Here is a 21892-nt window from a genome sequence, read left to right on the forward strand (position 1 = left end):
GAGGTGACACATGGGGTTTTTCGGCAAGGCGGGCCCGGTCCGCTTCAGCGGCGTTCGCCGTCTGGCGATGATCGGCCTGCTGGCCGGCATGTTCGGCAGCACCGGCCCGAGCCTGGCCCACGACGAGGGCGACGCCGCGTCGATCCAGAAGGGCGTGGCGTCCTTCTACAGCGATCGCTTCCAGGGGCGCACCACGGCCAGCGGCGACGCCTTCGACCAGCGTGAATTCACCGCCGCGCACCGCACCCTGCCGTTCGGTACCAAGGTGCTGGTGACCCGGCCCGACAACGGCCGTCAGGTCGAGGTCATGATCAACGACCGTGGCCCCTTCGTCTCCGGCCGCGTGATCGATCTCTCCAAGAGCGCCGCCCGTGCGCTCGGCATGCTCCATCGCGGCACGGCCCGGGTCCAGCTCAGCCTGGTCGACTGATCCGCCGTCCGGACGCCGCGTCGCCCGTCAGGGTGACGCGGCGTCCGTGCGTGTGAACTCCCGTTTCCAGCGCGTCAGCAGCGCCTGGCGCTTGAGGTCGTCCAGGGTGGCCAGCAGCCCCGGCCCCAGCGACACGGGCCTCAGTGCCTCGCCGTGGGTCGCCTGCAGGGCCGCGGCCGTGCCCGGACCCTCCAGCGCCGGGTGTACGGCGCCCAGCGGCGTGGCCTCGGCGATCACCCGCTGACCGGTCTCGCCGAGCAGGAAGTCCATGAAGCGGCGCGCGTTGTCCGGATGCGGCGCGTGGCGCGAGATCAGCGCCAGGCGCTGGGTCACCAGGGCATAGTCATCGGGCACCACGACCTCCAGCGCCGGATTGGCGTCTGCCACCGCCCGGGCATAGCTGCCCAGCAGGTTGTATCCCAGCCAGTAGCGGCCGTCGTCGAGGCCCGCCAGCATCTCGCCGGTGGTGGTCGCCAGCGCCGCTCGGGCGCCCCCGAAGGCGGCCACCAGATCCCAGTAGCGCGGCGTCAGCCGCGATTCCTGAATGGCATAGCCGTAGCCGGCGCCGCTGCGCTCCGGGTCGTAGGTCACCACGCGCCCGCGCAGGGCCTCGGGATGGCGTTCGAGCATGGCGAGCAGATCGGCGTGGCTCTCCGGACGTCCGAAGCGCTCGATGAGTTCGCGCCGCACCACCATCACGATCGGTTCGAAGGTGAAGGCGAACAGCTCGTGTCGCCAGCGCGCCCAGGCGGGCCAGACCTCTGCCTCCGGCGACGCCAGCGGGCGCGCGTGGCCGTCGTTGGCCAGACGGTACTGCCAGGGCATGGCCGAGGACATCAACACGTCGACCTCGTCGGGATGCGCCAGGAAGCGCCGATGCAGGCTCAGGGTGTCGAGGTTGCGATAGGTGAGCGCGATGCCCGGATGGCGCTCGTGGAACGCCTCGAACAGCGGCCGGGCGTAGACCAGGTCCAGCGCGCCGTGCACCACCAGCTCGTCCGAGGTCTCGCCGGCCGTTGGCTCGGCGGGGTAGTGCAGGCGCTCGTCGGCGCCGGCGAGCGGGGCCAGGCATAGCCATGGCCACAGCAGGGCGAGCCAGCGATGTCGCATCAGGCGTTCTCCTCCGGGAAGTGCAGGCCGACCCGCAGCCCCAGGCCGTCCAGGCCGTCGTCGAGCCGCAGGCGCGCGCCGTGGGTGCGGGCGATGCCGTCGACGATGGCGAGCCCGAGCCCGGAGCCGTCGGGATCGTCGCTGCCGCGATGGAAGGGGCGCAGCATCAGCAGGCGCCGGTCGGCGGGAATGCCGGGACCGTCGTCCTCGACCTCGAGCACGGGCGGGGCGGCGGTGACCCGCACGGTGATGCGCGCCGCCCCGTAGCGGCGCGCGTTGTCGATCAGGTTGGCCAGCACTTCCTCGAGCTGCCAGTCGAGTCCGGTCACCGTCACCGGGGAGTCCGGGGCGTCGAGCCCCAGGTCGATGCCGGCGCGATGGCAGGGGCTCCAGTGTCGACGCACGGCGCCGCGCGCCAGGGCATCGAGATCCACCGGGGTGAGCTCCGGGTGGTACTCGGGGTTGTCGAGGCGGGTCAGCGACAGCAGCTGGACGGCCAGATGCGAGGTGCGGGCGCTGGTGGCCTGCATGGCCTCGAGCGCCTCGCGCCAGCGCTGCGGGTCGTCCTGGCGCAGGGCCAGCTCGGCCCTGGCCGAGAGGCCGGCCAGCGGCGTGCGCAGCTGGTGGGAGGCGTCGCCGATGAAGCGCTCCTGGTTGGCCTTCACCCGGCGCATGCGGGCCAGCAGCTCGTTGAGCGTCTCGCGCAGCTCGGCGAGCTCGTGCGGCAGCGGCAGCTCCAGCGGCGCCAGGGTGCGCGGGTCGCGGGCGCGGATGGCGCGACGCAGGCGGCTCAGCGGGGTCAGGGCGCCGCGAATGGCCAGCACCACCACTGCGGCAGCGAGCCCCGCCATGCCGAGGATGTAGGCCAGATTGGCGCGCAAGAGCTCGCCGGTCAGGCGTTCGCGCCCCTCGCGGGTGTGGGCGACGCGCACCTCGAAGCGCTCGCGCGCCCGCCAGTCCTCCAGGCGGGCGCGGCGCACGCCCTGGCGCAGTTCGAGGTCGTGCCAGACCAGATCGCGAAAGCGCAGCGCGTTCTCGTCATTGCCGTCGCGGCGGGGCGGGCCGGGGAGGTCGGCGTTGCCGGTGACGAAGCGCCCCTCGGCGTCGTAGAGGGCGTAGAAGACGCGCTCCTCGGCGTCGGTGGCGAGCATCTCCAGCGCCGCCGGCGGCAGGTCGAGCCACAGCCGGTTGTCCTGCCACTGAACCTGCTCGGCGATGGCCAGGGTGGCGGCCTCGAGCAGGCGGTCGAAGGCGCGATCGGCGGTGTGGCGGGCCTCGATCCAGGCCTGCAGCACCATCAGCGCGCCCAGCGCCATCAGCGGCAGCAGCAGCCAGGTCAGCAGGCGCCGATACAGGCTGTCGCGCCGCGTCACTCGGCCTCCAGCAGGTAGCCCAGGCCGCGCACGGTGCGCAGGGCGACGGCGCTGCCGGCCAGGCGCTTGCGCAGGCGGTGGACGTAGACCTCGATGGCGTTGTCGCCCATGGCCTCGCCCTGGAAGGCCTCTTCGGCCAGGCGGGCCTTGTCGACCGGTTCGCCGCCGTGGCGCATCAGGCAGGCCAGCAGGCGCTGCTCCCGCGGCGGCAGCGACAGCGTCTCGCCGTCGAGGGTGAAGCGCTGGGCCGGGGCGTCGAAGGCCAGCGGGCCGACCTGGAGCGCCTGGCCGCGCTCGCGGCGGCGCAGCAGGGCGCGCACCCGGGCCTCGAGCTCGTCCAGGGCGAAGGGCTTGGCCAGGTAGTCGTCGGCGCCGAGATCGAGCCCGCGCACGCGATCCTCCACCGCGCCCCGGGCGGTGAGGATCAGCACCGGGGTGTCGGCGTCGTGGCGGCGCAGGGTCTCGAGCACCTCGAGCCCGCTGCAGCCGGGCAGGTTGAGGTCCAGCAGCACCAGCGACAGGCCGTGGTCGGCGCCGTCCAGGCGCTGCCGGGCGGCCTCGCCGTCGGCCAGGTGCTCGATGCCGTGTCCCTCCAGCGACAGGGCGTCCACCAGCGTCTCCGCCAGCAGCCGATCGTCTTCCACCAGCAGCATCATCGTGGGGTCTCCTCGCCGGCAAGGCTTCGGCTCAGGGCGTCGCGGGCCCGGGCCAGGGCCTCGTGGGCGGCCTCGGGGGCCAGGCGGCCGGCGGGGCCGGACAGTGACAGCCACAGCGGCGGCTCCCCGGGCGCGTCGGCCAGTGCCAGGCAGGTCATGGTGCCGCCGGGCAGGGCGGGGCGCGGGTCCACGTCCTGCTCCACCGGCCAGCGGCTGCCGGGGCGCAGGTCGTGGCGCAGCGGTGTGGCGGGCAGGGCGGCCAGACGGCATTCCGCCTCGCCGGGATGCAGCGCCAGCAGGGCGGCGGTCTCGCCGGTCTCGGCGGCCAGGCGGTCGAGCCAGGGCTGGACGCGCGCGGCCAGCTGCTGCGAGGGCGCGTGTCGACGGGCCAGGCGCATGGGGCTGCCGCCGAGCCGCCAGCGGCCGTCATCGCCGCGCTGCACGTAGTCGAAACGGGCCAGCGAGCCGAGCAGGCGCAGCAGGGTGCTCTTGTAGAAGCCGGTCGCCTCGGCCAGTTCGGCCAGGGCGAACGCCTCCTGGGAAGAATCGAACACCTCGAGCACGGTCAGTGCGCGCTCGACGGCCTCGACGCGGTCCTGGGCCATCGTCGCTCCTCGTTCATGATCTTGCTCTCGCCATCGCCGGGGATGGTCTCTCATGGCCCTGTGCGGCCTCCGTGACGGCGATCAGGGCCTCTGCAACTTTGGTCGCAATTCGCCGAAACGGCATTGACCCCCATGGCATGGGCGGCCTAATTTTCCGCCCAAGGGAACGCTGTTCTGCCTTACAGAATTGTAAGGCAGGTGTCAGCGTCCGACAAGCCCGACCCGATCTGCCAACGAAAACATCAGAGGGGACAACAACAATGTCCGTGAGAACGCCACTCAAGTTTGTCGCCGTCGCCGCCTTCACCGTCAGCGCCGGTTCCTCCATGGCCTTCGAGCCGGAAGGCAAGGTCGAATGCATCGCCCCCGCCGACCCGGGTGGCGGCTGGGACTTCACCTGCCGCAGCGTGGGCAACGTGATGGAACAGCTGGACCTGGTGCCGGCCAGCGTGCAGACCATCAACATGGCCGGTGCCGGCGGTGGCGTGGCCTTCGCCCACACCGTCAGCAAGCGCGCCGGCGACGACCAGCTGCTGGTGGCCGCCTCCACCGCCACCACCACCCGTCTGGCCCAGGGCCAGTTCCCGGGCATGAACGCCGACATGGTCAACTGGGTGGGCGCGCTGGGCGCCGACTACGGCGTGATCGCCGTGGCCGATGACTCCGAGTACGACGACCTGCCCGAGCTGATGGACGCGCTCAAGGAAAACCCGCGCAGCGTCAAGTTCGCCGGCGGCAGCGCCAAGGGCGGCTGGGACCACCTCAAGGTGCTGATCGCCGCCCAGGAAGCCGGGGTCGAGAACCTGCCGCGGATTCCCTACCTGTCGTACAACAACGGCGGCGAGGCCATGACCCAGGTGGTCGGCGGCCACGTCGATGCCTTCACCGGCGACATCACCGAGGCCCAGGGCTTCATGGAATCCGGTGACCTGCGGGTGCTGGCCGTGCTCTCCGAGGAGCGCCTGCCGGGCGAGTACAGCGACATCCCCACCGCCCGCGAGCAGGGCATCGACGCCATCGGTCCGAACTGGCGCGGCTTCTACATGCCGGCCGACGTCTCCGACGACGCCAAGCAGTACTGGATGGAGGCCATGGACACCATCTACGAGAGCCAGGAGTGGAAGGACGTGATGGCCAGCAACGGCCTGATGCCGTTCCACATGAGCGCCGGTGAGTTCGAGCAGTTCGTGAACGACCAGATCGCCGACATCAACCAACTCTCCAAAGATATCGGGCTGATTCAGGAATGACCTTCAACGACCGCATCTTCGGGGTCCTGTTGATCGCCCTGGCCGTCGCGTACGGCTGGGGCGCTACCCAGTTTCCCGAACCGTTCGGCGGGTCCGAGGGCGTCGGCCCCGAGACCTTCCCGCTGCTGCTTTCCGTCGTGCTGGCGCTGTCCAGCCTCTATCTGATCGTGCGTCCCGACCCGGATAACGCCTGGCCCTGGAGCCGCACCGGCATCGAGCTGGTGATCGCGGTGCTGGTGCTGATCGCCTACACCGCGCTGCTGCAGCCGCTCGGCTTCATCCTCAGCACCCTGCTGGCGGTGGGTACGCTGTGCTGGCGCATGGGCGCCTCTCCGGTCCGGGCCTATGTCACCGGCGGCGTGGCCGGCGTGGTGGTGTTCCTGGTGTTCAACTTTGCCCTCGATCTGGCGCTGCCGCTGGGGCCGCTGTCTGTCCTGGAGGTGAGCTGATGGAAACGCTGGGTTATCTGATCGACGGCTTCGGCGTCGCCCTGGCGCCGCATAACCTGATGTTCGCCCTGCTGGGGGCCTTCCTCGGCACCCTGATCGGGGCGCTGCCGGGCCTCGGGCCGGCCAACGGCGTGGCGATCCTGATTCCGCTGGCCTTCTCCCTGGGCCTGCCGCCGGAAACCGCGCTGATCATGCTCACCTCGGTCTATGCCGGGGCCATGTACGGCGGGCGCATCTCCTCGATTCTGCTCAACATCCCCGGCGACGAGCCGGCGATGATGACCTGTCTCGACGGCTACCCGATGGCGAAGAAGGGCAAGGCCGCCGAGGCGCTGGCGATCTCCGCCGTGGCCTCCTTCATGGGCAGCCTGATCGCCACCGTGGGCCTGATCCTGCTGGCGCCGCTGCTGGCCAAGTTCGCCCTGACCTTCGGCCCGGCCGAGTACTTCGCACTGTTCCTGCTGGCCTTCGCCACCCTCGGCGGCATCACCGGCAAGAACCCGATGAAGACCGTGGTGGCGGCCTGCCTGGGCCTGATGATCTCCACCATGGGCATCGACAGCACCGGCGTGCAGCGCTACACCTTCGGCGTGCTGGAGCTCTACGAGGGCGTCGACTTCATCATCGCCATCGTCGGCCTGTTCGCCATCTCCGAGCTCTTGTTCTTCATCGAGGACAAGGCCGGCGGCGGCAAGGAAAAGATGACCGTCAACAAGCTGTCGCTGAAGTGGGCCGACATCCGCGGCATCATGCCGTCGAGCATCCGCGGCGGCATCCTGGGCTTCATCGCCGGTGTGCTTCCCGGTGCGGGGGCTTCCCTGGGCAGCTTCATCGGCTACACCCTCGAGAAGAAGGTGGTCGGCAGCAAGGGCTACTTCGGTGAGGGCGACCCGCGCGGCGTGGCCGGCCCCGAGGCCGGCAACAACGGCGCCTCCAGCGGCGCCCTGGTGCCGATGCTGACCCTCGGCGTGCCGGGCAGCGGCACCACCGCGGTGCTGCTGGCGCTGCTGATCTCGCTGAACATCACCCCGGGGCCGCTGATGTTCACCCAGAACGCCGATATCGTCTGGGGCGTGATCGCGGCGCTGCTGATCGGCAACTTCCTGCTGCTGGTGCTGAACATTCCGCTGGTGGGCATCTTCGTCCGGCTGCTGTCGGTGCCGCCGAAGTACCTGCTGCCGGTCGTCACCATGGTGGCCTTCGTGGGCATCTACTCGATCAGCAACAGCGCCTTCGACCTCTACTTCATGGTGGCCTTCGGCGTGGCCGGCTATCTCTTCCGCAAGCTGGAGATACCGCTGGTGCCGATCATCCTCGGCCTGCTACTGGGGCCGGAGATGGAGAAGAACCTGCGTCACGCCATGGACATCGCCGACGGCGACTGGACCATCCTGTGGGACAGCGGCCTGGCCATCGGCCTGTGGGTGTTCGCCGGCCTGGGCCTGATCCTGCCCTATATCGTCGGCCCGCTGCTGCGCCGTCGCATGAAGGTGGCCACCGGCACCGGAGGCCCGGACGGCGACTGATGGCGTGAACCTGATCGCATCCGCCACCTGACGGGGGCGTCGGCATCGTGCCGGCGTCCCCGTTTCGTTATCGGCCTGACATTGATATCGACAGCGACACCATGCGCCCTCGGCCGCGACCTCCCAGCGCCTCGGGGTGGCACCAACGTGGAGCGAAGCCGGTGCGACACTTGCACCAGAAGGGCACTATCGGCAGGAGGAAGTGTGTTGGAGGATCCATTAAATTATTGAAAGTTAATGTTTATCCCGGTTGATCCAGAATGTGGCGTAGCTCTTGCACCGCGGGGGTAGGGCATGGTGCACCGTGGCGTGCCACCGCCCTTCATAACAACGCCAATACTACGTCTGGATCGACAAGGAGATGATCATGAGTTCCCATTCGCCCGCCGTGCCCAAGCGTCTGTTCGCCGCCACCCTGCTGAGCCTCGCCGTCTCGGCACCCGCCATGGCCCAGGAGGACCCGATCAAGGTCGGCATCCTGCACTCGCTCTCCGGCACCATGGCCATCAGCGAGTCGACCCTCAAGGACACCATGCTGATGCTGATCGAGCAGCAGAACGCGCAGGGCGGCCTGCTCGGCCGCGAGCTCGAGCCGGTGGTGGTCGACCCGGCCTCCGACTGGCCGCTGTTCGCCGAGAAGGCGCGCCAGCTGCTGGCCCAGGACGAGGTCGACGTGATCTTCGGCAACTGGACCTCGGTGTCGCGCAAGTCGGTGCTGCCGGTGGTCGAAGAGCTCGATGGCCTGCTGTTCTATCCGGTCCAGTACGAGGGCGAGGAGTCCTCCGAGAACGTCTTCTACACCGGCGCGGCGCCCAATCAGCAGGCGGTCCCGGCGGTCGACTATCTGATGAACGAGGTCGGCGTGGAGCGCTGGGTGCTGGCCGGCACCGACTACGTCTATCCGCGCACCACCAACAAGATCCTCGAGGCCTACCTCAAGGACCACGGCGTGGCCGATGACGACATCATGGTCAACTACACCCCCTTCGGGCATTCCGACTGGCAGAACATCGTCTCCGACATCGCCGACTTCGGCAGCCAGGGCAAGAAGACCGCGGTGGTCTCGACCATCAACGGCGACGCCAACGTGCCGTTCTATCGCGAGCTCGGGAATCAGGGCATCGACGCCGCGGACATCCCGGTGGTGGCCTTCTCGGTGGGCGAGCAGGAGCTGTCCGGCATCGACACCGCGCCGCTGGTCGGCCATCTGGCCGCCTGGAACTACTTCATGAGCGTCGATACCGACACCAACTACGACTTCATCGACAGCTGGATCGACTACACCGGCGACGAGATGGCGGTCACCAACGATCCGATGGAGGCCCACTACATCGGCTTCAACATGTGGGCCGAGGCCGTGCGCAAGGCCGGCACCGCCGAGGTCGACGCGGTCAAGGACGCCATCATCGGCGTGTCCGTGCCCAACCTGACCGGCGGCTACGCCACCATGATGCCCAACCACCACATCACCAAGCCGGTGCTGATCGGCGAGATCCAGGACAATGGCCAGTTCTCCATCGTCTGGGAGACCCCGTCCACCGTGGCCGGCGATGCCTGGTCCGACTACCTGCCGGGCTCGCGCGACCTGATCAGCGACTGGCGCGCGCCGATGCGCTGCGGCAACTACAACGTCGTCGAGGGACGCTGCGGTGGCGGCGCCGACGCCGAGGTGGCCTCGGCCGAATAAGCCGCTCCCCGGGCCGCGGTCGCGGCCCGGGGCTTCCATTCTCCCACTGACAGGACATGGTCATGAGGACGATTCGCTCCCTCGTGCAGGGGCTGCTGTGCCTGATCGTCGTCTCGTTCGCCGCGCCGGCCGCCCTGGCCGCGCCCGATGACGACGGCCGGGCTCTGCTCGAGGCCCTGGACACCGATTCCTACGCCGCCAAGGGCGAGGCCGTGACGGCCATCGCCGACAGCGGCCATCCGCAGAGCCGCGTCTGGCTCGAGGCGCTGCTCGACGGCAAGCTGCAGCGTCAGGAAGACGGCGGTCGCTTCGTGGTGGTGCTTGCCAATCGCGGCCGCCACTGGCCGGTGCGTGATGCGCTCTCCGACGAGGACCTCGGCGAAGTGTCGCGCCGCGATCTCGATCGCATCGGCATCAACAATGCGCTGCGCGGCCAGCTGCAGAACACCCTGGCGCTGCTCGACCTGCGTGCCCCGTCGGTCTCGGCGCGCCGCGAGGCGGCCCGTGACCTGCTCGGCGAGGTGAGCCCGGCGATGGTCGAGCCGCTGAATGGCCTGGTGGACAACGAGGCCGACGACGAGGTGCGGCGGCTCTTGACCCAGGCCATCGCCATCCAGCGCCTGGAGCGGGGCGACCTCGAGGCGGTGGAGGCGCTGTCCGGCAGCCTGAATGCGTCCGTGCGCTCGGCGCTCAGCGCCGCCGCCCGCAGCGACGACGCGGCACTGGCCGAGGCCGCCACCGAGGCCCTGGCCGGCATCGAACAGAAGCAGAAGCTGAACGACGGCATCCAGACGCTGTATTTCGGCCTGTCGCTCGGCTCGGTGCTGGTGCTGGCGGCGATCGGCCTGGCCATCACCTTCGGCGTGATGGGCGTGATCAACATGGCCCACGGCGAGCTGATCATGCTCGGCGCCTACACCACCTGGGGCATGCAGCAGCTGCTGCCGGGCCAGCCGGGACTGGCGCTGGTGCTGTCGATTCCCGCGGGCTTCCTGGTCGCGGCGCTGGCCGGGATCGTCATCGAGCGCAGCGTCATCCAGTTCCTCAAGGGCCGCCCGCTGGAGACCCTGCTGGCCACCTTCGGCGTCAGCCTGATCCTCCAGCAGCTGGTGCGCACCCTGATCTCGCCGCTCAACCGCACGGTGGTCTCGCCGGAGTGGATGAGCGGCTCGCTGATGATCAACGAGGGCCTGTCGCTGACCCTCAACCGCCTGTTCGTGCTGGGCTTCGCGCTGCTGGTGTTCGCCGGCCTGATGCTGGTGATGCGCCGCACCCGGCTGGGCCTGGAGGTGCGTGCCGTGACCCAGAGCCGTGCCATGGCACGCTCGATGGGCATCCGCGCGACCCGGGTCGACATCCTGACCTTCGCGCTGGGCTCCGGCGTGGCCGGCCTCGCCGGCGTGGCGCTGTCGCAGCTGACCAACGTGGGCCCCAACCTCGGCCAGAACTACATCATCGATTCGTTCATGGTGGTGGTGTTCGGCGGCGTGGGGAACCTGTGGGGCACCCTGGTGGCCGGGCTGTCGCTGGGCGTCATCAACCAGGTGCTCGAGCCCTGGGCCGGCGCGGTGCTGGCCAAGATCCTGGTGCTCGTGTTCATCATCCTGTTCATTCAGAAACGCCCCCGCGGACTCTTTCCGCAGAAGGGCCGTGCGGCGGAGGGCTGATCCATGCTGGCTTCGAGATCCTGGCTGTCGCGGCCGCTGCGCGAGCGCTCGACGCAGATATTCCTCGGCGTGCTGCTGGCCGCCCTGGCGGTCGTCACGCTGCTCAACTTGATCGTGCCGGCGGGACATCCGCTGCACGTCTCGACCTATACCGTGACCCTGCTCGGCAAGTACCTGAGCTTCGCGCTGCTGGCGGTGGCGCTGGACCTGGTGTGGGGCTATCTCGGCATCCTGAGCCTCGGCCACGGCGCCTTCTTCGCCCTGGGCGGCTACGCCATGGGCATGTACCTGATGCGCCAGATCGGCGACCGGGGCGTCTATGGCGATCCGGTACTGCCGGACTTCATGGTGTTCCTCGACTGGGACAGCCTGCCCTGGTACTGGCAGGGCTTCGACATGGCGTGGTTCGCCTTGCTGATGGTGCTGCTGGCGCCGGGGCTGCTGGCGCTGGTGTTCGGCTTCCTGGCGTTTCGCTCGCGGGTCACCGGGGTCTATCTGTCGATCATCACCCAGGCGCTGACCTTCGCCCTGATGCTGGCCTTCTTCCGCAACGAGATGGGCTTCGGCGGCAACAACGGCCTGACCGACTTCAAGGAGCTGCTGGGCTTCGACCTGCGCAGCGACGCCACGCGGCTGGGGCTGTTCCTGGCCTCGGGGCTGGCGCTGGCACTGGGCTACGTGCTGTGCCGGGCCATCGTCGCCAGCAAGCTGGGGCGGGTCAGCATGGCCTGCCGCGACGCCGAGGCGCGCACGCGCTTCCTCGGCTATCGCGTCGAGCGCGTGCAGCTGTTCGTGTTCGTGGTCTCGGCGATGCTCGCCGGCGTGGCCGGCGCGCTCTACGTGCCCCAGGTCGGCATCATCAACCCCGGCGAGTTCTCGCCCATCTTCTCCATCGAGGTAGTGCTGTGGGTCGCCCTGGGCGGCCGTGGCACCCTCTACGGCGCGGTGATCGGGGCGCTGGTGGTCAACTATGCCAAGACGGTGTTCACCGGGGTGATGCCGGAGGCCTGGCTGTTCGCCCTCGGCGGGCTGTTCGTGGTGGTCACGGTGCTGCTGCCGAAGGGCGTGGCCGGCCTGCTGGCGTCGCTGCGTCGCCGTCGCGATGACGACGCCTCCGAGACACCCGCGCAAGGAGCGAGCTCATGAACCTGCTCAAGGAGATGGCCAGCCGCGATCGCGTCTTCGACTTCATGGCGCCGGCGCGCTCGCCGGTGGACGTGCGCCACGGTCCCATCCTGTATCTGGAGGACGTCAGCGTCAGCTTCGACGGCTTCCGCGCCATCAATGACCTGAACCTGACCATCGACGACGGCGAGCTGCGCTGCATCATCGGCCCCAACGGCGCCGGCAAGACCACCATGATGGACATCATCACCGGCAAGACCCGGCCCGATCACGGCTCGGTGTGGTTCGGCAGCCGCCACGACCTGCTGACCATGAAAGAGCCGCAGATCGCGAGCCTCGGCATCGGCCGCAAGTTCCAGAAGCCGACCGTCTTCGAGGCGCTGACGGTGTTCGAGAACCTCGAGCTCGCCATGGCCGCCGACAAGCGCATCTGGCCGACATTGACCGCCCGACTCTCCGGCGAGGCGCAGGACCGCATCGACGAGGTGCTGGTCACCATCGGCCTGACCGCGCACCGCGATCGGCCGGCCGGGATCCTCTCCCACGGCCAGAAGCAGTGGCTGGAGATCGGCATGCTGCTGATGCAGCGGCCGCGGCTGCTGCTGGTCGACGAGCCGGTGGCGGGGATGACCGAACAGGAAATGGAGCGCACCGCCGAGCTGCTCACCGGCCTGGCCGGCAAGCAGTCGGTGGTGGTGGTCGAGCACGACATGGGCTTCGTGCGCTCGATCGCGCGCACCGTGACGGTGCTGCACCAGGGCAGCGTGCTGGCCGAGGGCAGCATGGATCAGGTGTCGAGCGACCCGAGGGTGGTCGAGGTCTATCTCGGCACCGAGTCGGACAACACGGAGGACGCCCGATGCTGAGCATTCGCGCACTCGATCAGTACTACGGCGAGAGCCACACCCTGTGGGGCGTCGACCTCGAGATCCCGGCCGGGCAGTGCACCTGCGTGATGGGCCGCAACGGGGTGGGGAAGACCACCCTGATGAAGGCGGTGATGGGCGAGGTCGCGGTGGCCTCGGGCAGCCTGCGCTACGCCGATGACGTGGAGCTGACGAAGAAACGCGTCGAGGATCGCTCGCGGCTCGGCATCGGCTACGTGCCCCAGGGCCGCCATATCTTCCCGCTGCTGACCGTGGAGGAGAACCTGCGCACTGGCCTGGCGGCCCGCGGCGACCGCGCCAGGCGCATTCCCGAGCGCATCTACGAGCTGTTCCCGGTGCTGGCCGAGATGCGCCACCGGCGCGGCGGCGACCTCTCCGGCGGCCAGCAGCAGCAGCTGGCCATCGGCCGGGCCCTGGTGCTGGAGCCGAAGCTCTTGATCCTCGACGAGCCGGGGGAGGGCATCCAGCCCAATATCGTCGCCCAGATCGGCGAGGTGATCCGCCGGCTGATCAAAGAGGACGGCCTGACCGTGTTGCTGGTGGAGCAGAAGCTGCCCTTCGCCCGCAAGTACGCCGACCGCTTCGCGATCATGGATCGCGGCCGGCCCGTGGCCGAAGGGGGAATCGACGAGCTCGACGACGAGCTGATCAAGACCCACCTGACCGTCTGACGCCGAGCGTCGGACTCGGCGCACCCGCACCACGCCCGTCGCGAGGTCCCCTCCCGACGGGCGTGGTGCATCATGCTGGTGCGAAAGAGAAAAAATGCGATCGATATCAGTGCGCCACGAGGACCTGGGTGTACCTTCCTGGTGCAGTGCGGCCTTGGGATACGCCATTGTGTACAACATAAAATGTTGTTTATTAATGGTTATTTTTTGATTTCACCAACTTGGTACGTGACTTGCTCAAGTCAGGGCAATGGACAACAGCCACCCGACCGACAGGACCCGTCGATGACCGCCATTCCGCGTGCCCTCCCGCCGCCCGCCGAGTCGGGCCACCGCTTCGACGGCGAGCGTCGCTGGGCGGCGTCGCTGTCGCTGGCCTTCGATGCCCGCGACGATGGCCATACCCGCTTGCTCAAGGCTCGCCACCAGGGCCCGCTGCGCGTGCAGCGTCCCTTCTATCCGGAGGCCCCCGACGAGGCGGGCCGCCCCGGCGCCTGCCACGTCTATCTGCTGCATCCGCCCGGCGGCCTGGTCAGCGGCGACGAGCTCGCCATCGAGGCGCGGCTCGCGCCCGGGGCCCGGGCGCTGCTCACCACGCCGGCGGCCAACAAGCTCTATCGTGCCGACAGCCAGGGCGTGCGCTGGCATCAGCACACCCGGCTCGACGTGGCCGAGCACGCGCTGCTGGAGTGGCTGCCCCAGGAGACCATCGCCTTCGACGGCTCGAAGGGCAGCCAGATGACCGACATCGAGCTGGCCGCCGGGGCGCGCTGCCTGGGCTGGGAGGTGCTGGCGCTGGGGCGGCCGGCAAGCGAGCTGCCCTATGTCTCCGGCGCCATCGAGCAGCGCTTTCGTCTGACCCGCGAAGGGCGCCCGCTGTGGTGCGAACGCCAGCTGCTGGACCCGGTCCATCGTCGCTTCCGCGGCGCCTGGGGACAGGGTGGCGCCGGCGTTCAGGCGACGCTGTGGGCGGTGGGGCTCGACGACGAGGCCGGTGCGATCGCCGCGCTGCGCGAGGCGCTGCCGGCGAGCCGGGAATGGGCGGTGACGGTGCGCCAGGGCGTGCTGCTGCTGCGCTACCTGGGCGATGAACGCAACGTCGCCTGGTCGCTGTGCCAGCGGGCCTGGGAAGTGCTGCGCCCGCGGCTGGCGGGGCGGCCGGCCTGCGTGCCGCGCATCTGGCTGACCTGACGGACTGACACCAGCCGGGGCGTGCCCGCCATGCGCCGGCATCGAACGATCACGATATGGCGAGGGAGTGACCGCGATGGAACTGACCCCGAGAGACAAGGACAAGCTGCTGCTGTTCACCGCCGGCCTGCTGGCCGAGCGGCGCCGCGACCGCGGCCTGAAGCTGAACTATCCGGAGGCCGTGGCGCTGATCAGCTGCGAGATCATGGAAGGCGCCCGCGATGGCAGGAGCGTCGCCGAGCTGATGGGCGCGGGCCGCGAGATCCTCGGACGCGACGACGTCATGGAGGGCGTGGCCGAGATGGTCGACGAAGTGCAGGTGGAGGCGACGTTCCCCGACGGGACCAAGCTGGTCACCATCCATCACCCCATCGTCTAAAACTGGCGGCACTCGATCAGGCCGTGTTGGCTTCGCGACGAAAAATGCTCATTTACTCGAGTGCACTCGGGCACGAGCCCGGTCCGTTTTTTCGCCGCCGCCTTGCCTGATCGTCGTCCGCGCAGTCTTTCGTCAATGGGATAACCGCCAATAACGAAGAGGGAGCATCGATGATTCCCGGTGAATATCGGCTTCAGGACGGCGAGATCGCGCTCTGCGAGGGACGTGAACGCATCACCCTCGAGGTGGCCAACACCGGCGACCGCCCGGTGCAGATCGGTTCCCACTATCACTTCGCCGAGGCCAACCCGGCACTGGTCTTCGATCGGGACCTGGCACGCGGCCGGCGCCTCGACGTGGCCGCGGGCACGGCGATCCGCTTCGAGCCTGGCCAGTCGCGGGAGGTGACGCTGATCCCGTTCGTCGGCCATCGGCGCATCTACGGCTTCCGTGGCGACGTCATGGGGGCGCTTTCTATCGCTCCCGAAGCCGAGCGTCATGCTTCTACCGCTCCCGAAGCCGAGCGTCATGCCTCTGCCGCGCCCGAGGCTGAGCGTCCTTCGTCATCCCGCGATGCCGATCAAGGAGAGTCGTCATGACGGATAACACGCCCAACGCCACCCCCAGCAGGATCAGTCGCCGGGCCTATGCCGACATGTACGGCCCCACGGTGGGTGACCGCGTGCGCCTGGGCGACACCGAGCTGTGGATCGAGATCGAGCGCGACGCGACCCATTACGGCGACGAGGTGAAGTTCGGCGGCGGCAAGGTGATCCGCGACGGCATGGGCCAGAGCCAGCGCGTCGATGACGCGGTCATGGACACCGTCATCACCAATGCCCTGATCCTCGACTGGTGGGGCATCGTCAAGGCCGACGTGGGCCTCCAGGGCGGGCGCATCGCGGCCATCGGCAAGGCCGGCAACCCGGACACCCAGCCCGACGTGGAGATCGTCGTCGGCCCCGGCACCGAGGTGATCGCGGGCGAGGGCAAGATCCTCACCGCCGGCCACATCGACGCCCACATCCACTTCATCTGCCCGCAGCAGGTGGAGGAGGCGCTGGCCAGCGGCGTGACCACCATGCTCGGCGGCGGCACCGGCCCCGCCACCGGCTCGAACGCCACCACCTGCACCCCGGGCGCCTGGCACCTGGGCAAGATGCTGCAGGCGATCGACACCCTGCCGATGAACATCGGCCTGCTCGGCAAGGGCAACGCCAGCCTGCCCGAGGCGCTGGAGGCCCAGCTCGAGGCCGGCGCCATGGGCCTCAAGCTGCACGAGGACTGGGGCACCACGCCGGCCTCCATCGATACCTGCCTGTCGGTGGCCGAGCGCTATGACGTGCAGATCGCCATCCACACCGACACCCTCAACGAGTCGGGCTTCGTCGAGGACACCCTGGGGGCGTTCAAGGAACGCGCCATCCACACCTATCACACCGAGGGCGCCGGGGGCGGCCACGCGCCGGACATCCTGACCGCCTGCGCCAAGCCCTACGTGCTGCCGTCGTCGACCAACCCGACCCGGCCTTATACCGTTAACACCATCGACGAGCATCTCGACATGCTGATGGTGTGTCACCACCTCGACCCGAACATCCCCGAGGACGTGGCCTTCGCCGACTCGCGCATTCGCCGCGAGACCATCGCCGCCGAGGACATTCTCCACGACCTGGGCGTGATCTCGATGATCGCCTCGGACTCCCAGGCCATGGGGCGGGTCGGCGAGGTGATCTGCCGCACCTGGCAGACCGCCCACAAGATGAAGCTGCAGCGCGGCCTGCTGCCCGAGGACGAGGCGCTGGGCGCCGACAACTTCCGCGCCAAGCGCTATATCGCCAAGACCACCATCAACCCGGCCATCACCCACGGCATCGGTCACGAGGTGGGCTCGGTGGAGGTCGGCAAGCTGGCCGACCTGGTGCTGTGGGACCCGGCCTTCTTCGGCGTCAAGCCGGCGCTGATCCTCAAGGGCGGCATGATCGCCGCCGCGCCGATGGGCGATCCCAACGCCTCGATTCCGACCCCGCAGCCGGTGCACTACCGGCCGATGTTCGGCGCCTTCGGCCGCGCCGCGAGCGCCACTCGGGTGACCTTCGTCAGCCAGGCGGCTCTGGAGGCGGGCATCAAGGAGCGGCTGGGGCTCGACAGCGAGCTGGTGGCCTGCAGGAACGTGCGCGAGGTGCGCAAGGGCGACATGAAGCTCAACGACGCCTGCCCCGAGCTCAGCGTCGACCCGCAGACCTACGAGGTGCGCTGCGAAGGCGAGCTCCTGACCTGCGAGCCGCTGGCCGAGCTGCCGCTGGCCCAGCGCTATCACCTGTTCTAAGGAAGTGACGATGCTGACATTGACCGAACGCCTGGGGCCGATCGAGGCGAGCGCCGCCGTCGACACCCTGACCCTGGACTACACGACCCGCACCCGCGGGCGCTTCAAGGCCAGCTCCGATGGCGGCCGAGAGGTCGGGGTCTTCCTCGACCGCGGGCCGGTGCTGCGCCATGGCGACGGGCTGACCGGCGAGGACGGCCAGGCCATCCGCGTCCAGGCCGCGGTGGAGCCGGTGGTCACCGCGCGCCTCGAGGCCGGCCTGCCGCTGGCGCGGCTGAGCTATCACCTGGGCAACCGCCACGTGCAGCTCGCCATCGGGGTCGATGGCGATGGCCTCGGCTGGGTCCGCTTCCCGCCGGATCACGTGCTGGAGGCGCTGGCCGAGCGCCTGGGCGCGCGGCTCGAGCACCACGACGCGCCCTTCGATCCCGAGCCCGGCGCCTATGCCCGCGCCGGGGAAGGCGGCCATCACCATCATCACGGCCACCATCACGGTCATGACCATGCCCACTGAGTCGAGCGACGATCTGGCGCTGCTCGGGCTGCTGCAGCTGGTCAGCCCGGCGCTGCCGATCGGCGCCTTCGCCTGGTCCCAGGGCCTGGAAAGCGCCTTCGAGCTCGACTGGGTGAGCGGCGAGGACGATCTCGGCGAGTGGCTGGAGGGCGTGCTCGACGACGGCCTCGCGCGCTGCGAATTGCCGGCCCTGGCGCGCTTCATGGCGGCCTGGGCCGAGGGCGACGTCGAGGCGCTCGAGCACTGGAACGGCTGGCTCGCCGCCACCCGCGAGACCGCCGAGCTCGCCGCCGAGGAGGCGCGCCTCGGCAGCGCCCTGACGCGGCTGGTCACTAGCCTCGGGCTGACGCCGCCCGAGCCGTCGCGCCTCACCGGCATGGGCTATGTCGGCGTCTTCGCCTGGCTGGCGCTGGCCCGGGGCGTGACGCCGCGCCAGGCGCTGCTCGGCTTCGCCTGGGCCTGGCTCGAGAACCAGCTCGCCGTGGCCTGCAAGGCGCTGCCGCTCGGCCACACCGCCGCCCAGCGCCTGATCGAGCGCCTGCGCCCGGCGCTGGTGGCGGCGACGGACGCGGCCCTCGAGTACGACGACGACCAACTCGGGCCGATGCTGCCCGGCCTGGCGCTGGCCAGCGCCCAGCACGAGACCCAGTACTCGCGACTGTTCAGAAGTTGAAGGATGAGGCTGCCGGGCCAGCACGCTGCACTCACCACTCCACGCGTCCGAAACCCTGACGCTTCGGCCGGTCTCCCGCGGTCGGTGAGACGGCACATCCCTGTGCCTGCTCACCTCGATCTTCTATCCATGAAGATCGACCGCGTCGCCTCGGCCGAAGCGACAGCGGCCGCGCAAGGTGGATTCGGCAGCGACTGGCCTTCGGCATTGCAAACTTGATAGAGCCGCCATGGCGGACAAGGAGAGGAAAATGACCCATTGCCTGCGTATTGGCGTCGGCGGCCCGGTGGGCTCCGGCAAGACGGCGCTGCTCAAGCAGCTGTGCCGGGCCCTGCGTGATCACTACGACATCGCCGTGGTCACCAACGATATCTACACCCGCGAGGACGCCGACTTCCTGACCCGTCACGAGGCGCTGCCGGCGGATCGCATCCTCGGCGTCGAGACCGGCGGCTGCCCGCACACCGCCATCCGCGAGGACGCCTCGATGAACCTCGCGGCCATCGACGACCTCCAGGCGCGCCACCCCAGGCTCGAGCTGGTGCTGGTCGAGTCCGGCGGCGACAACCTGTCGGCGACCTTCAGCCCCGAGCTCTCGGATCTGACGCTGTACGTGATCGACGTCTCCGCCGGCGACAAGATCCCGCGCAAGGGCGGGCCTGGCATCACCAAGTCGGATCTGTTGATCATCAACAAGATCGACATCGCCGAGCAGGTCCATGCCTCGCTCGCGGTGATGGAACGCGATTCGAAGATGATGCGCGGCGAGCGGCCCTTCGTGTTCACCAACCTGCACGACGGGGTGGGGCTCGAGGAGATCATCGCCTTCATCCTCGACCGCGGCATGCTGCCGGAGCGCCGGGCTCAGCACGCCGACGCCGACTGAATCCCTCTACTCATCACGGCAAGGAGAACGCCATGAACCTCTCGTCCCTCGTCCGCTCGCGCGCCCTGGGCGCCGCCTCCCTGATGCTGGTGGCCGGCAGCGCCTGGGCCCATCCCGGTCACGAGGTCGCCGGCGGCGGCTTCGCGGCGGGCCTCGGCCACCCGCTGTTCGGCCTCGATCACCTGCTGGCGATGCTGGCCGTCGGCCTGTTCAGCGTGCGTCAGTCGGCCGCGATGGGTCGCTTCGTGCCGCTGCTGGCGGTGGGCGGCATGCTGCTCGGCGCCGGCCTGGCCTGGGCCGGCGTGGCGCTGCCCGGCGTAGAGTTCGGCATCGCCATGAGCGTGCTGCTGGCCGGCGTGCTGGTCGCGGCCTTGGCCCGCGTGCCCGCGGGGCTGGGCGGCGTGGCCGTGATCGCCTTCATGGTCTTCCACGGCCATGCCCACGCCGCCGAGATGCCGCACGGTGCCAGCACCCTGCTGTACCTGGCCGGCTTCAGCCTGGCGACCCTGGGCCTGACCGTTGCCGGCCGCCGCGTCGCCGGCTGGCTGATGACTCGCGAGCAGCGGGTGCTGCGCAGCCTGGGCGCGGCCATCGCCGCCATGGGCGCGCTGTTCGCCATCGGCTGATCGCTCGCCGCAGGATGTCCTCGCGCCCGGCCTCGTGCCGGGCGCGCTGCGTTCTGGCTCTTGTGTCAGGGGCGCTGTGCCAGGGGCGCGGTGCTCTGCGCGCTGTAGTTAGTGGCGCGGTGTCCGGCGCGCTGTAGTTAGTGGCGCGGTGTCCGGCGCGCTGAAGTGAGGGGCGCGGTGTTCGGCGCGCTCTAGTGAGGGGCGCGGTGTTTGGCGCGCTCTAGTGAGGGGCGCGGTGTTTGGTGCACTGTAGTGAGCGGCGCGCTGCGTCGAGGCCGGTCCCACGCTATGCTGGCGTCGATGAGCGGGGCCGATGGTGCCCTCGGTGGCTGCCAGGGAGGCGCGACATGAGAAGCGGGACGAGGAGTCGACGGATGTGGTCATGGTGGTTCGGGGGGCTGCTGCTGGCGTGGCTGGCCATGGGCGCCTGGCAGCGCTACAAGCCGCTGCCGGAGGGCGTCGGCCAGGCCCATCCGTTGCGAGTGGCCGAATCGCCGCGGCTGCTGACCGACGAGACCTGGTACGACGCCGCGGGGGAGCGCCATCGTCGCCAGTCGATCTTCGACGAGGCGCTGGCGCTAATCGGCCAGGCGCGGCGCCTGGTGGTGGTCGACATGTTCCTGTTCAACGACTTCGCCGGGGCGGCCGACGGGGTCGACTTCCGCCCGCTGTCCGAGGAGCTCACCGAGGCGCTGGTCCGTCAGCGGCGCCGTCATCCCGAGCTGCGCGCCATCCTGATCACCGATCCGCTGAATACGCTCTACGGCGGGCTCGAGCTCGACCACCTCGAGCGGCTGCGCCAGGCCGGCGTGGAGGTGGCGATCACCGATCTGAATCGGCTGCGGGCCTCCAACCCGCTGTGGTCGGGGCTGTGGCATCTGGGGCCACGCTGGCTCGGCAATCAGGCGTCCGCCGGCTGGCTGCCCAATGCCCTGGGGCCGGGGGAGGTCACCCTGCGCAGCTATCTGGCGCTGGCCAACGTCAAGGCCAATCATCGCAAGACGCTGGTGGTGGACCAGGGCGACGGCTGGGCGGGGCTGGTGACCTCGGCCAATCCCCACGATGCCAGCAGCCTGCACGGCAACGTGGCGCTGCGCGTCGAGGGCGCGGCGGCCCTGGATCTGCTGGCCTCGGAGCGCGCGGTGGCGGGCTGGTCCGGCGTCACCGTGCCCGGACCCGCGCCGCCGCCCGCCGAGGACGACCCGCCCGGCACCCGCCTGCAGCTGCTGACCGAGGGCGCGATCCGCGATGCACTGGTCACCGCCGTGGAGCGGGTCGGGGAGGGCGATCGCCTCGACGTGGCGGTGTTCTATCTGGCCCATCGCGAGCTGATCGAGGCGCTGATCGTGGCGCGTCGGCGAGGCGCCGAGGTGCGGGTGCTGCTCGATCCCAACCGCGAGGCCTTCGGCATCGACAAGGGCGGCATTCCCAACCGGCCGGTGGCCGACGAGCTGGTGGCGGCCGGCATTGCGGTGCGCTGGTGCGCCACCCGCGGCGAGCAGTGCCATACCAAGCTGCTGATGCGCCAGCCCGCCGATGGCGGCGAGAGCGAACTGATCCTGGGTTCGGCCAACTTCACCCGCCGCAACCTCGATGATCTGAACCTGGAAACCAGCGTGCGGCTGCTGGGCCCGCCGAGCCTGCCGGCGCTGGCCGACGCCGAGGCGTTCTTCGCCCGTCGCTGGCACTCCACGCCGGAACGCACCACCAGCCGAGCCTATGCCGCGTCCGATGCCGCCGGGGCGGTGGATCATTGGCGCTACCGGGTGATGGAGGCCACGGGGCTCTCGACCTTCTGATGGGCGGTGGTTCGCCTTGACAGCCTTGTCGAGGCCGACCCACCTTGAAGCAGCCGGCG

The 21892-nt window shown here is 69.6% G+C and carries 21 protein-coding genes and 1 pseudogene; 18 read left to right on the forward strand and 4 right to left on the reverse strand.

Features of this window, described 5'->3' with window-relative positions; all coding sequences use genetic code 11:
• Positions 1-10: 10 nt before the first annotated feature.
• Positions 11-430 (forward strand): septal ring lytic transglycosylase RlpA family protein, encoded by a 420-nt coding sequence (locus tag ACGTNF_RS02315; protein ID WP_016854645.1) that lies wholly within the window; start codon positions 11-13, stop codon positions 428-430.
• Positions 431-457: 27 nt separating this feature from the next.
• On the opposite strand, the gene ACGTNF_RS02320 is transcribed toward ACGTNF_RS02315, so the two are convergent.
• From ACGTNF_RS02320 to ACGTNF_RS02335, 4 genes are read right to left on the reverse strand one after another with little or no spacing between them, the layout of a single operon-like run.
• Positions 458-1540 (reverse strand): ABC transporter substrate-binding protein, encoded by a 1083-nt coding sequence (locus ACGTNF_RS02320; RefSeq protein WP_394600280.1) that lies wholly within the window; start codon positions 1538-1540, stop codon positions 458-460.
• The gene (locus ACGTNF_RS02325; RefSeq protein WP_394600281.1) at positions 1540-2913 is read right to left on the reverse strand and encodes a sensor histidine kinase N-terminal domain-containing protein; all 1374 of its coding nucleotides are present in this window, start codon (positions 2911-2913) and stop codon (positions 1540-1542) included. The genes ACGTNF_RS02320 and ACGTNF_RS02325 overlap by 1 nt, the downstream gene beginning before the upstream one ends.
• A complete protein-coding gene (locus ACGTNF_RS02330) occupies positions 2910-3569 on the reverse strand; it encodes a response regulator transcription factor (protein WP_152478736.1) in 660 nt (219 codons plus the stop codon). The genes ACGTNF_RS02325 and ACGTNF_RS02330 overlap by 4 nt, the downstream gene beginning before the upstream one ends.
• On the reverse strand, positions 3566-4174 hold the full coding sequence (locus tag ACGTNF_RS02335; protein ID WP_394600282.1) for a helix-turn-helix domain-containing protein: 609 nt from the start codon (positions 4172-4174) through the stop codon (positions 3566-3568). Before ACGTNF_RS02335 ends, ACGTNF_RS02330 begins: the two co-directional genes overlap by 4 nt.
• 260 nt (positions 4175-4434) lie before the next feature.
• Between ACGTNF_RS02335 and ACGTNF_RS02340 the strand changes: the two genes are divergently transcribed.
• The 17 genes and pseudogenes from ACGTNF_RS02340 (at position 4435) to ACGTNF_RS02420 (ending at position 21833) form a co-directional block, all read left to right on the forward strand.
• Positions 4435-5424, forward strand: a complete 990-nt coding sequence (locus ACGTNF_RS02340; RefSeq protein ID WP_394600283.1) for a Bug family tripartite tricarboxylate transporter substrate binding protein — start codon at positions 4435-4437, stop codon at positions 5422-5424.
• Positions 5421-5873 carry a tripartite tricarboxylate transporter TctB family protein gene (locus ACGTNF_RS02345; protein ID WP_152478739.1) on the forward strand — a complete coding sequence of 151 codons (453 nt, stop codon included), beginning with the start codon at positions 5421-5423 and terminating at the stop codon, positions 5871-5873. Before ACGTNF_RS02340 ends, ACGTNF_RS02345 begins: the two co-directional genes overlap by 4 nt.
• Positions 5873-7399: a tripartite tricarboxylate transporter permease gene (locus tag ACGTNF_RS02350; protein WP_394600284.1), complete on the forward strand. Its 1527-nt coding sequence runs from the start codon at positions 5873-5875 to the stop codon at positions 7397-7399. The genes ACGTNF_RS02345 and ACGTNF_RS02350 overlap by 1 nt, the downstream gene beginning before the upstream one ends.
• A 367-nt stretch (positions 7400-7766) precedes the next feature.
• Positions 7767-9086: an urea ABC transporter substrate-binding protein gene (gene urtA / locus ACGTNF_RS02355; RefSeq protein ID WP_394600285.1), complete on the forward strand. Its 1320-nt coding sequence runs from the start codon at positions 7767-7769 to the stop codon at positions 9084-9086.
• A gap of 62 nt (positions 9087-9148) precedes the next feature.
• Positions 9149-10753, forward strand: a complete 1605-nt coding sequence (urtB, locus tag ACGTNF_RS02360) for an urea ABC transporter permease subunit UrtB (RefSeq protein WP_394600286.1) — start codon at positions 9149-9151, stop codon at positions 10751-10753.
• Positions 10754-10756: 3 nt separating this feature from the next.
• Positions 10757-11899 (forward strand): urea ABC transporter permease subunit UrtC, encoded by a 1143-nt coding sequence (gene urtC, locus ACGTNF_RS02365; protein ID WP_394600287.1) that lies wholly within the window; start codon positions 10757-10759, stop codon positions 11897-11899.
• A complete protein-coding gene (gene urtD, locus ACGTNF_RS02370) occupies positions 11896-12744 on the forward strand; it encodes an urea ABC transporter ATP-binding protein UrtD (protein WP_394600288.1) in 849 nt (282 codons plus the stop codon). Before urtC ends, urtD begins: the two co-directional genes overlap by 4 nt.
• A complete protein-coding gene (gene urtE, locus ACGTNF_RS02375) occupies positions 12738-13436 on the forward strand; it encodes an urea ABC transporter ATP-binding subunit UrtE (RefSeq protein ID WP_394600289.1) in 699 nt (232 codons plus the stop codon). The genes urtD and urtE overlap by 7 nt, the downstream gene beginning before the upstream one ends.
• 285 nt (positions 13437-13721) lie before the next feature.
• The gene (locus ACGTNF_RS02380) at positions 13722-14627 is read left to right on the forward strand and encodes an urease accessory protein UreD (RefSeq protein ID WP_394600290.1); all 906 of its coding nucleotides are present in this window, start codon (positions 13722-13724) and stop codon (positions 14625-14627) included.
• Positions 14628-14703: 76 nt separating this feature from the next.
• Positions 14704-15006 (forward strand): urease subunit gamma, encoded by a 303-nt coding sequence (ureA, locus tag ACGTNF_RS02385; RefSeq protein ID WP_016854658.1) that lies wholly within the window; start codon positions 14704-14706, stop codon positions 15004-15006.
• 170 nt (positions 15007-15176) lie between these two features.
• Positions 15177-15479: pseudogene (locus ACGTNF_RS02390) on the forward strand (urease subunit beta); the annotation flags it as partial.
• A gap of 122 nt (positions 15480-15601) precedes the next feature.
• Positions 15602-17335 (forward strand): urease subunit alpha, encoded by a 1734-nt coding sequence (ureC, locus tag ACGTNF_RS02395; RefSeq protein WP_394600291.1) that lies wholly within the window; start codon positions 15602-15604, stop codon positions 17333-17335.
• A 10-nt stretch (positions 17336-17345) separates the two neighbouring features.
• Entirely contained in the window at positions 17346-17849 is a 504-nt protein-coding gene (ureE, locus tag ACGTNF_RS02400) for an urease accessory protein UreE (RefSeq protein ID WP_394600292.1), read from the forward strand.
• Positions 17839-18522, forward strand: coding sequence for an urease accessory protein UreF (locus ACGTNF_RS02405; protein ID WP_394600293.1), 684 nt, complete (start codon positions 17839-17841; stop codon positions 18520-18522). Before ureE ends, ACGTNF_RS02405 begins: the two co-directional genes overlap by 11 nt.
• A 250-nt stretch (positions 18523-18772) precedes the next feature.
• Positions 18773-19408, forward strand: a complete 636-nt coding sequence (gene ureG / locus ACGTNF_RS02410; RefSeq protein ID WP_016854663.1) for an urease accessory protein UreG — start codon at positions 18773-18775, stop codon at positions 19406-19408.
• Positions 19409-19440: 32 nt separating this feature from the next.
• Entirely contained in the window at positions 19441-20034 is a 594-nt protein-coding gene (locus tag ACGTNF_RS02415; protein ID WP_394600294.1) for a HupE/UreJ family protein, read from the forward strand.
• A 374-nt stretch (positions 20035-20408) separates the two neighbouring features.
• Positions 20409-21833 carry a phospholipase D-like domain-containing protein gene (locus ACGTNF_RS02420; protein WP_394600295.1) on the forward strand — a complete coding sequence of 475 codons (1425 nt, stop codon included), beginning with the start codon at positions 20409-20411 and terminating at the stop codon, positions 21831-21833.
• Positions 21834-21892: the final 59 nt, after the last annotated feature.

Source organism: Halomonas sp. B23F22_10 (assembly GCF_043496975.1).
In the GTDB taxonomy this organism is placed as follows: domain Bacteria; phylum Pseudomonadota; class Gammaproteobacteria; order Pseudomonadales; family Halomonadaceae; genus Halomonas; species Halomonas smyrnensis.

What these genes read in the sequence shown, in the direction of transcription:
- ACGTNF_RS02315 (WP_016854645.1), top strand. Translation starts at nt 11, where the DNA reads ATGGGGTTTTTCGGCAAGGCGGGCCCGGTCCGCTTCAGCGGCGTTCGC.
- ACGTNF_RS02320 (WP_394600280.1), bottom strand. Translation starts at nt 1,540, where the DNA reads ATGCGACATCGCTGGCTCGCCCTGCTGTGGCCATGGCTATGCCTGGCC.
- ACGTNF_RS02330 (WP_152478736.1), bottom strand. Translation starts at nt 3,569, where the DNA reads ATGATGCTGCTGGTGGAAGACGATCGGCTGCTGGCGGAGACGCTGGTG.
- ACGTNF_RS02335 (WP_394600282.1), bottom strand. Translation starts at nt 4,174, where the DNA reads ATGGCCCAGGACCGCGTCGAGGCCGTCGAGCGCGCACTGACCGTGCTC.
- ACGTNF_RS02340 (WP_394600283.1), top strand. Translation starts at nt 4,435, where the DNA reads ATGTCCGTGAGAACGCCACTCAAGTTTGTCGCCGTCGCCGCCTTCACC.
- ACGTNF_RS02345 (WP_152478739.1), top strand. Translation starts at nt 5,421, where the DNA reads ATGACCTTCAACGACCGCATCTTCGGGGTCCTGTTGATCGCCCTGGCC.
- ACGTNF_RS02350 (WP_394600284.1), top strand. Translation starts at nt 5,873, where the DNA reads ATGGAAACGCTGGGTTATCTGATCGACGGCTTCGGCGTCGCCCTGGCG.
- urtA (WP_394600285.1), top strand. Translation starts at nt 7,767, where the DNA reads ATGAGTTCCCATTCGCCCGCCGTGCCCAAGCGTCTGTTCGCCGCCACC.
- urtB (WP_394600286.1), top strand. Translation starts at nt 9,149, where the DNA reads ATGAGGACGATTCGCTCCCTCGTGCAGGGGCTGCTGTGCCTGATCGTC.
- urtC (WP_394600287.1), top strand. Translation starts at nt 10,757, where the DNA reads ATGCTGGCTTCGAGATCCTGGCTGTCGCGGCCGCTGCGCGAGCGCTCG.
- urtD (WP_394600288.1), top strand. Translation starts at nt 11,896, where the DNA reads ATGAACCTGCTCAAGGAGATGGCCAGCCGCGATCGCGTCTTCGACTTC.
- urtE (WP_394600289.1), top strand. Translation starts at nt 12,738, where the DNA reads ATGCTGAGCATTCGCGCACTCGATCAGTACTACGGCGAGAGCCACACC.
- ACGTNF_RS02380 (WP_394600290.1), top strand. Translation starts at nt 13,722, where the DNA reads ATGACCGCCATTCCGCGTGCCCTCCCGCCGCCCGCCGAGTCGGGCCAC.
- ureA (WP_016854658.1), top strand. Translation starts at nt 14,704, where the DNA reads ATGGAACTGACCCCGAGAGACAAGGACAAGCTGCTGCTGTTCACCGCC.
- ureC (WP_394600291.1), top strand. Translation starts at nt 15,602, where the DNA reads ATGACGGATAACACGCCCAACGCCACCCCCAGCAGGATCAGTCGCCGG.
- ureE (WP_394600292.1), top strand. Translation starts at nt 17,346, where the DNA reads ATGCTGACATTGACCGAACGCCTGGGGCCGATCGAGGCGAGCGCCGCC.
- ACGTNF_RS02405 (WP_394600293.1), top strand. Translation starts at nt 17,839, where the DNA reads ATGCCCACTGAGTCGAGCGACGATCTGGCGCTGCTCGGGCTGCTGCAG.
- ureG (WP_016854663.1), top strand. Translation starts at nt 18,773, where the DNA reads ATGACCCATTGCCTGCGTATTGGCGTCGGCGGCCCGGTGGGCTCCGGC.
- ACGTNF_RS02415 (WP_394600294.1), top strand. Translation starts at nt 19,441, where the DNA reads ATGAACCTCTCGTCCCTCGTCCGCTCGCGCGCCCTGGGCGCCGCCTCC.
- ACGTNF_RS02420 (WP_394600295.1), top strand. Translation starts at nt 20,409, where the DNA reads ATGTGGTCATGGTGGTTCGGGGGGCTGCTGCTGGCGTGGCTGGCCATG.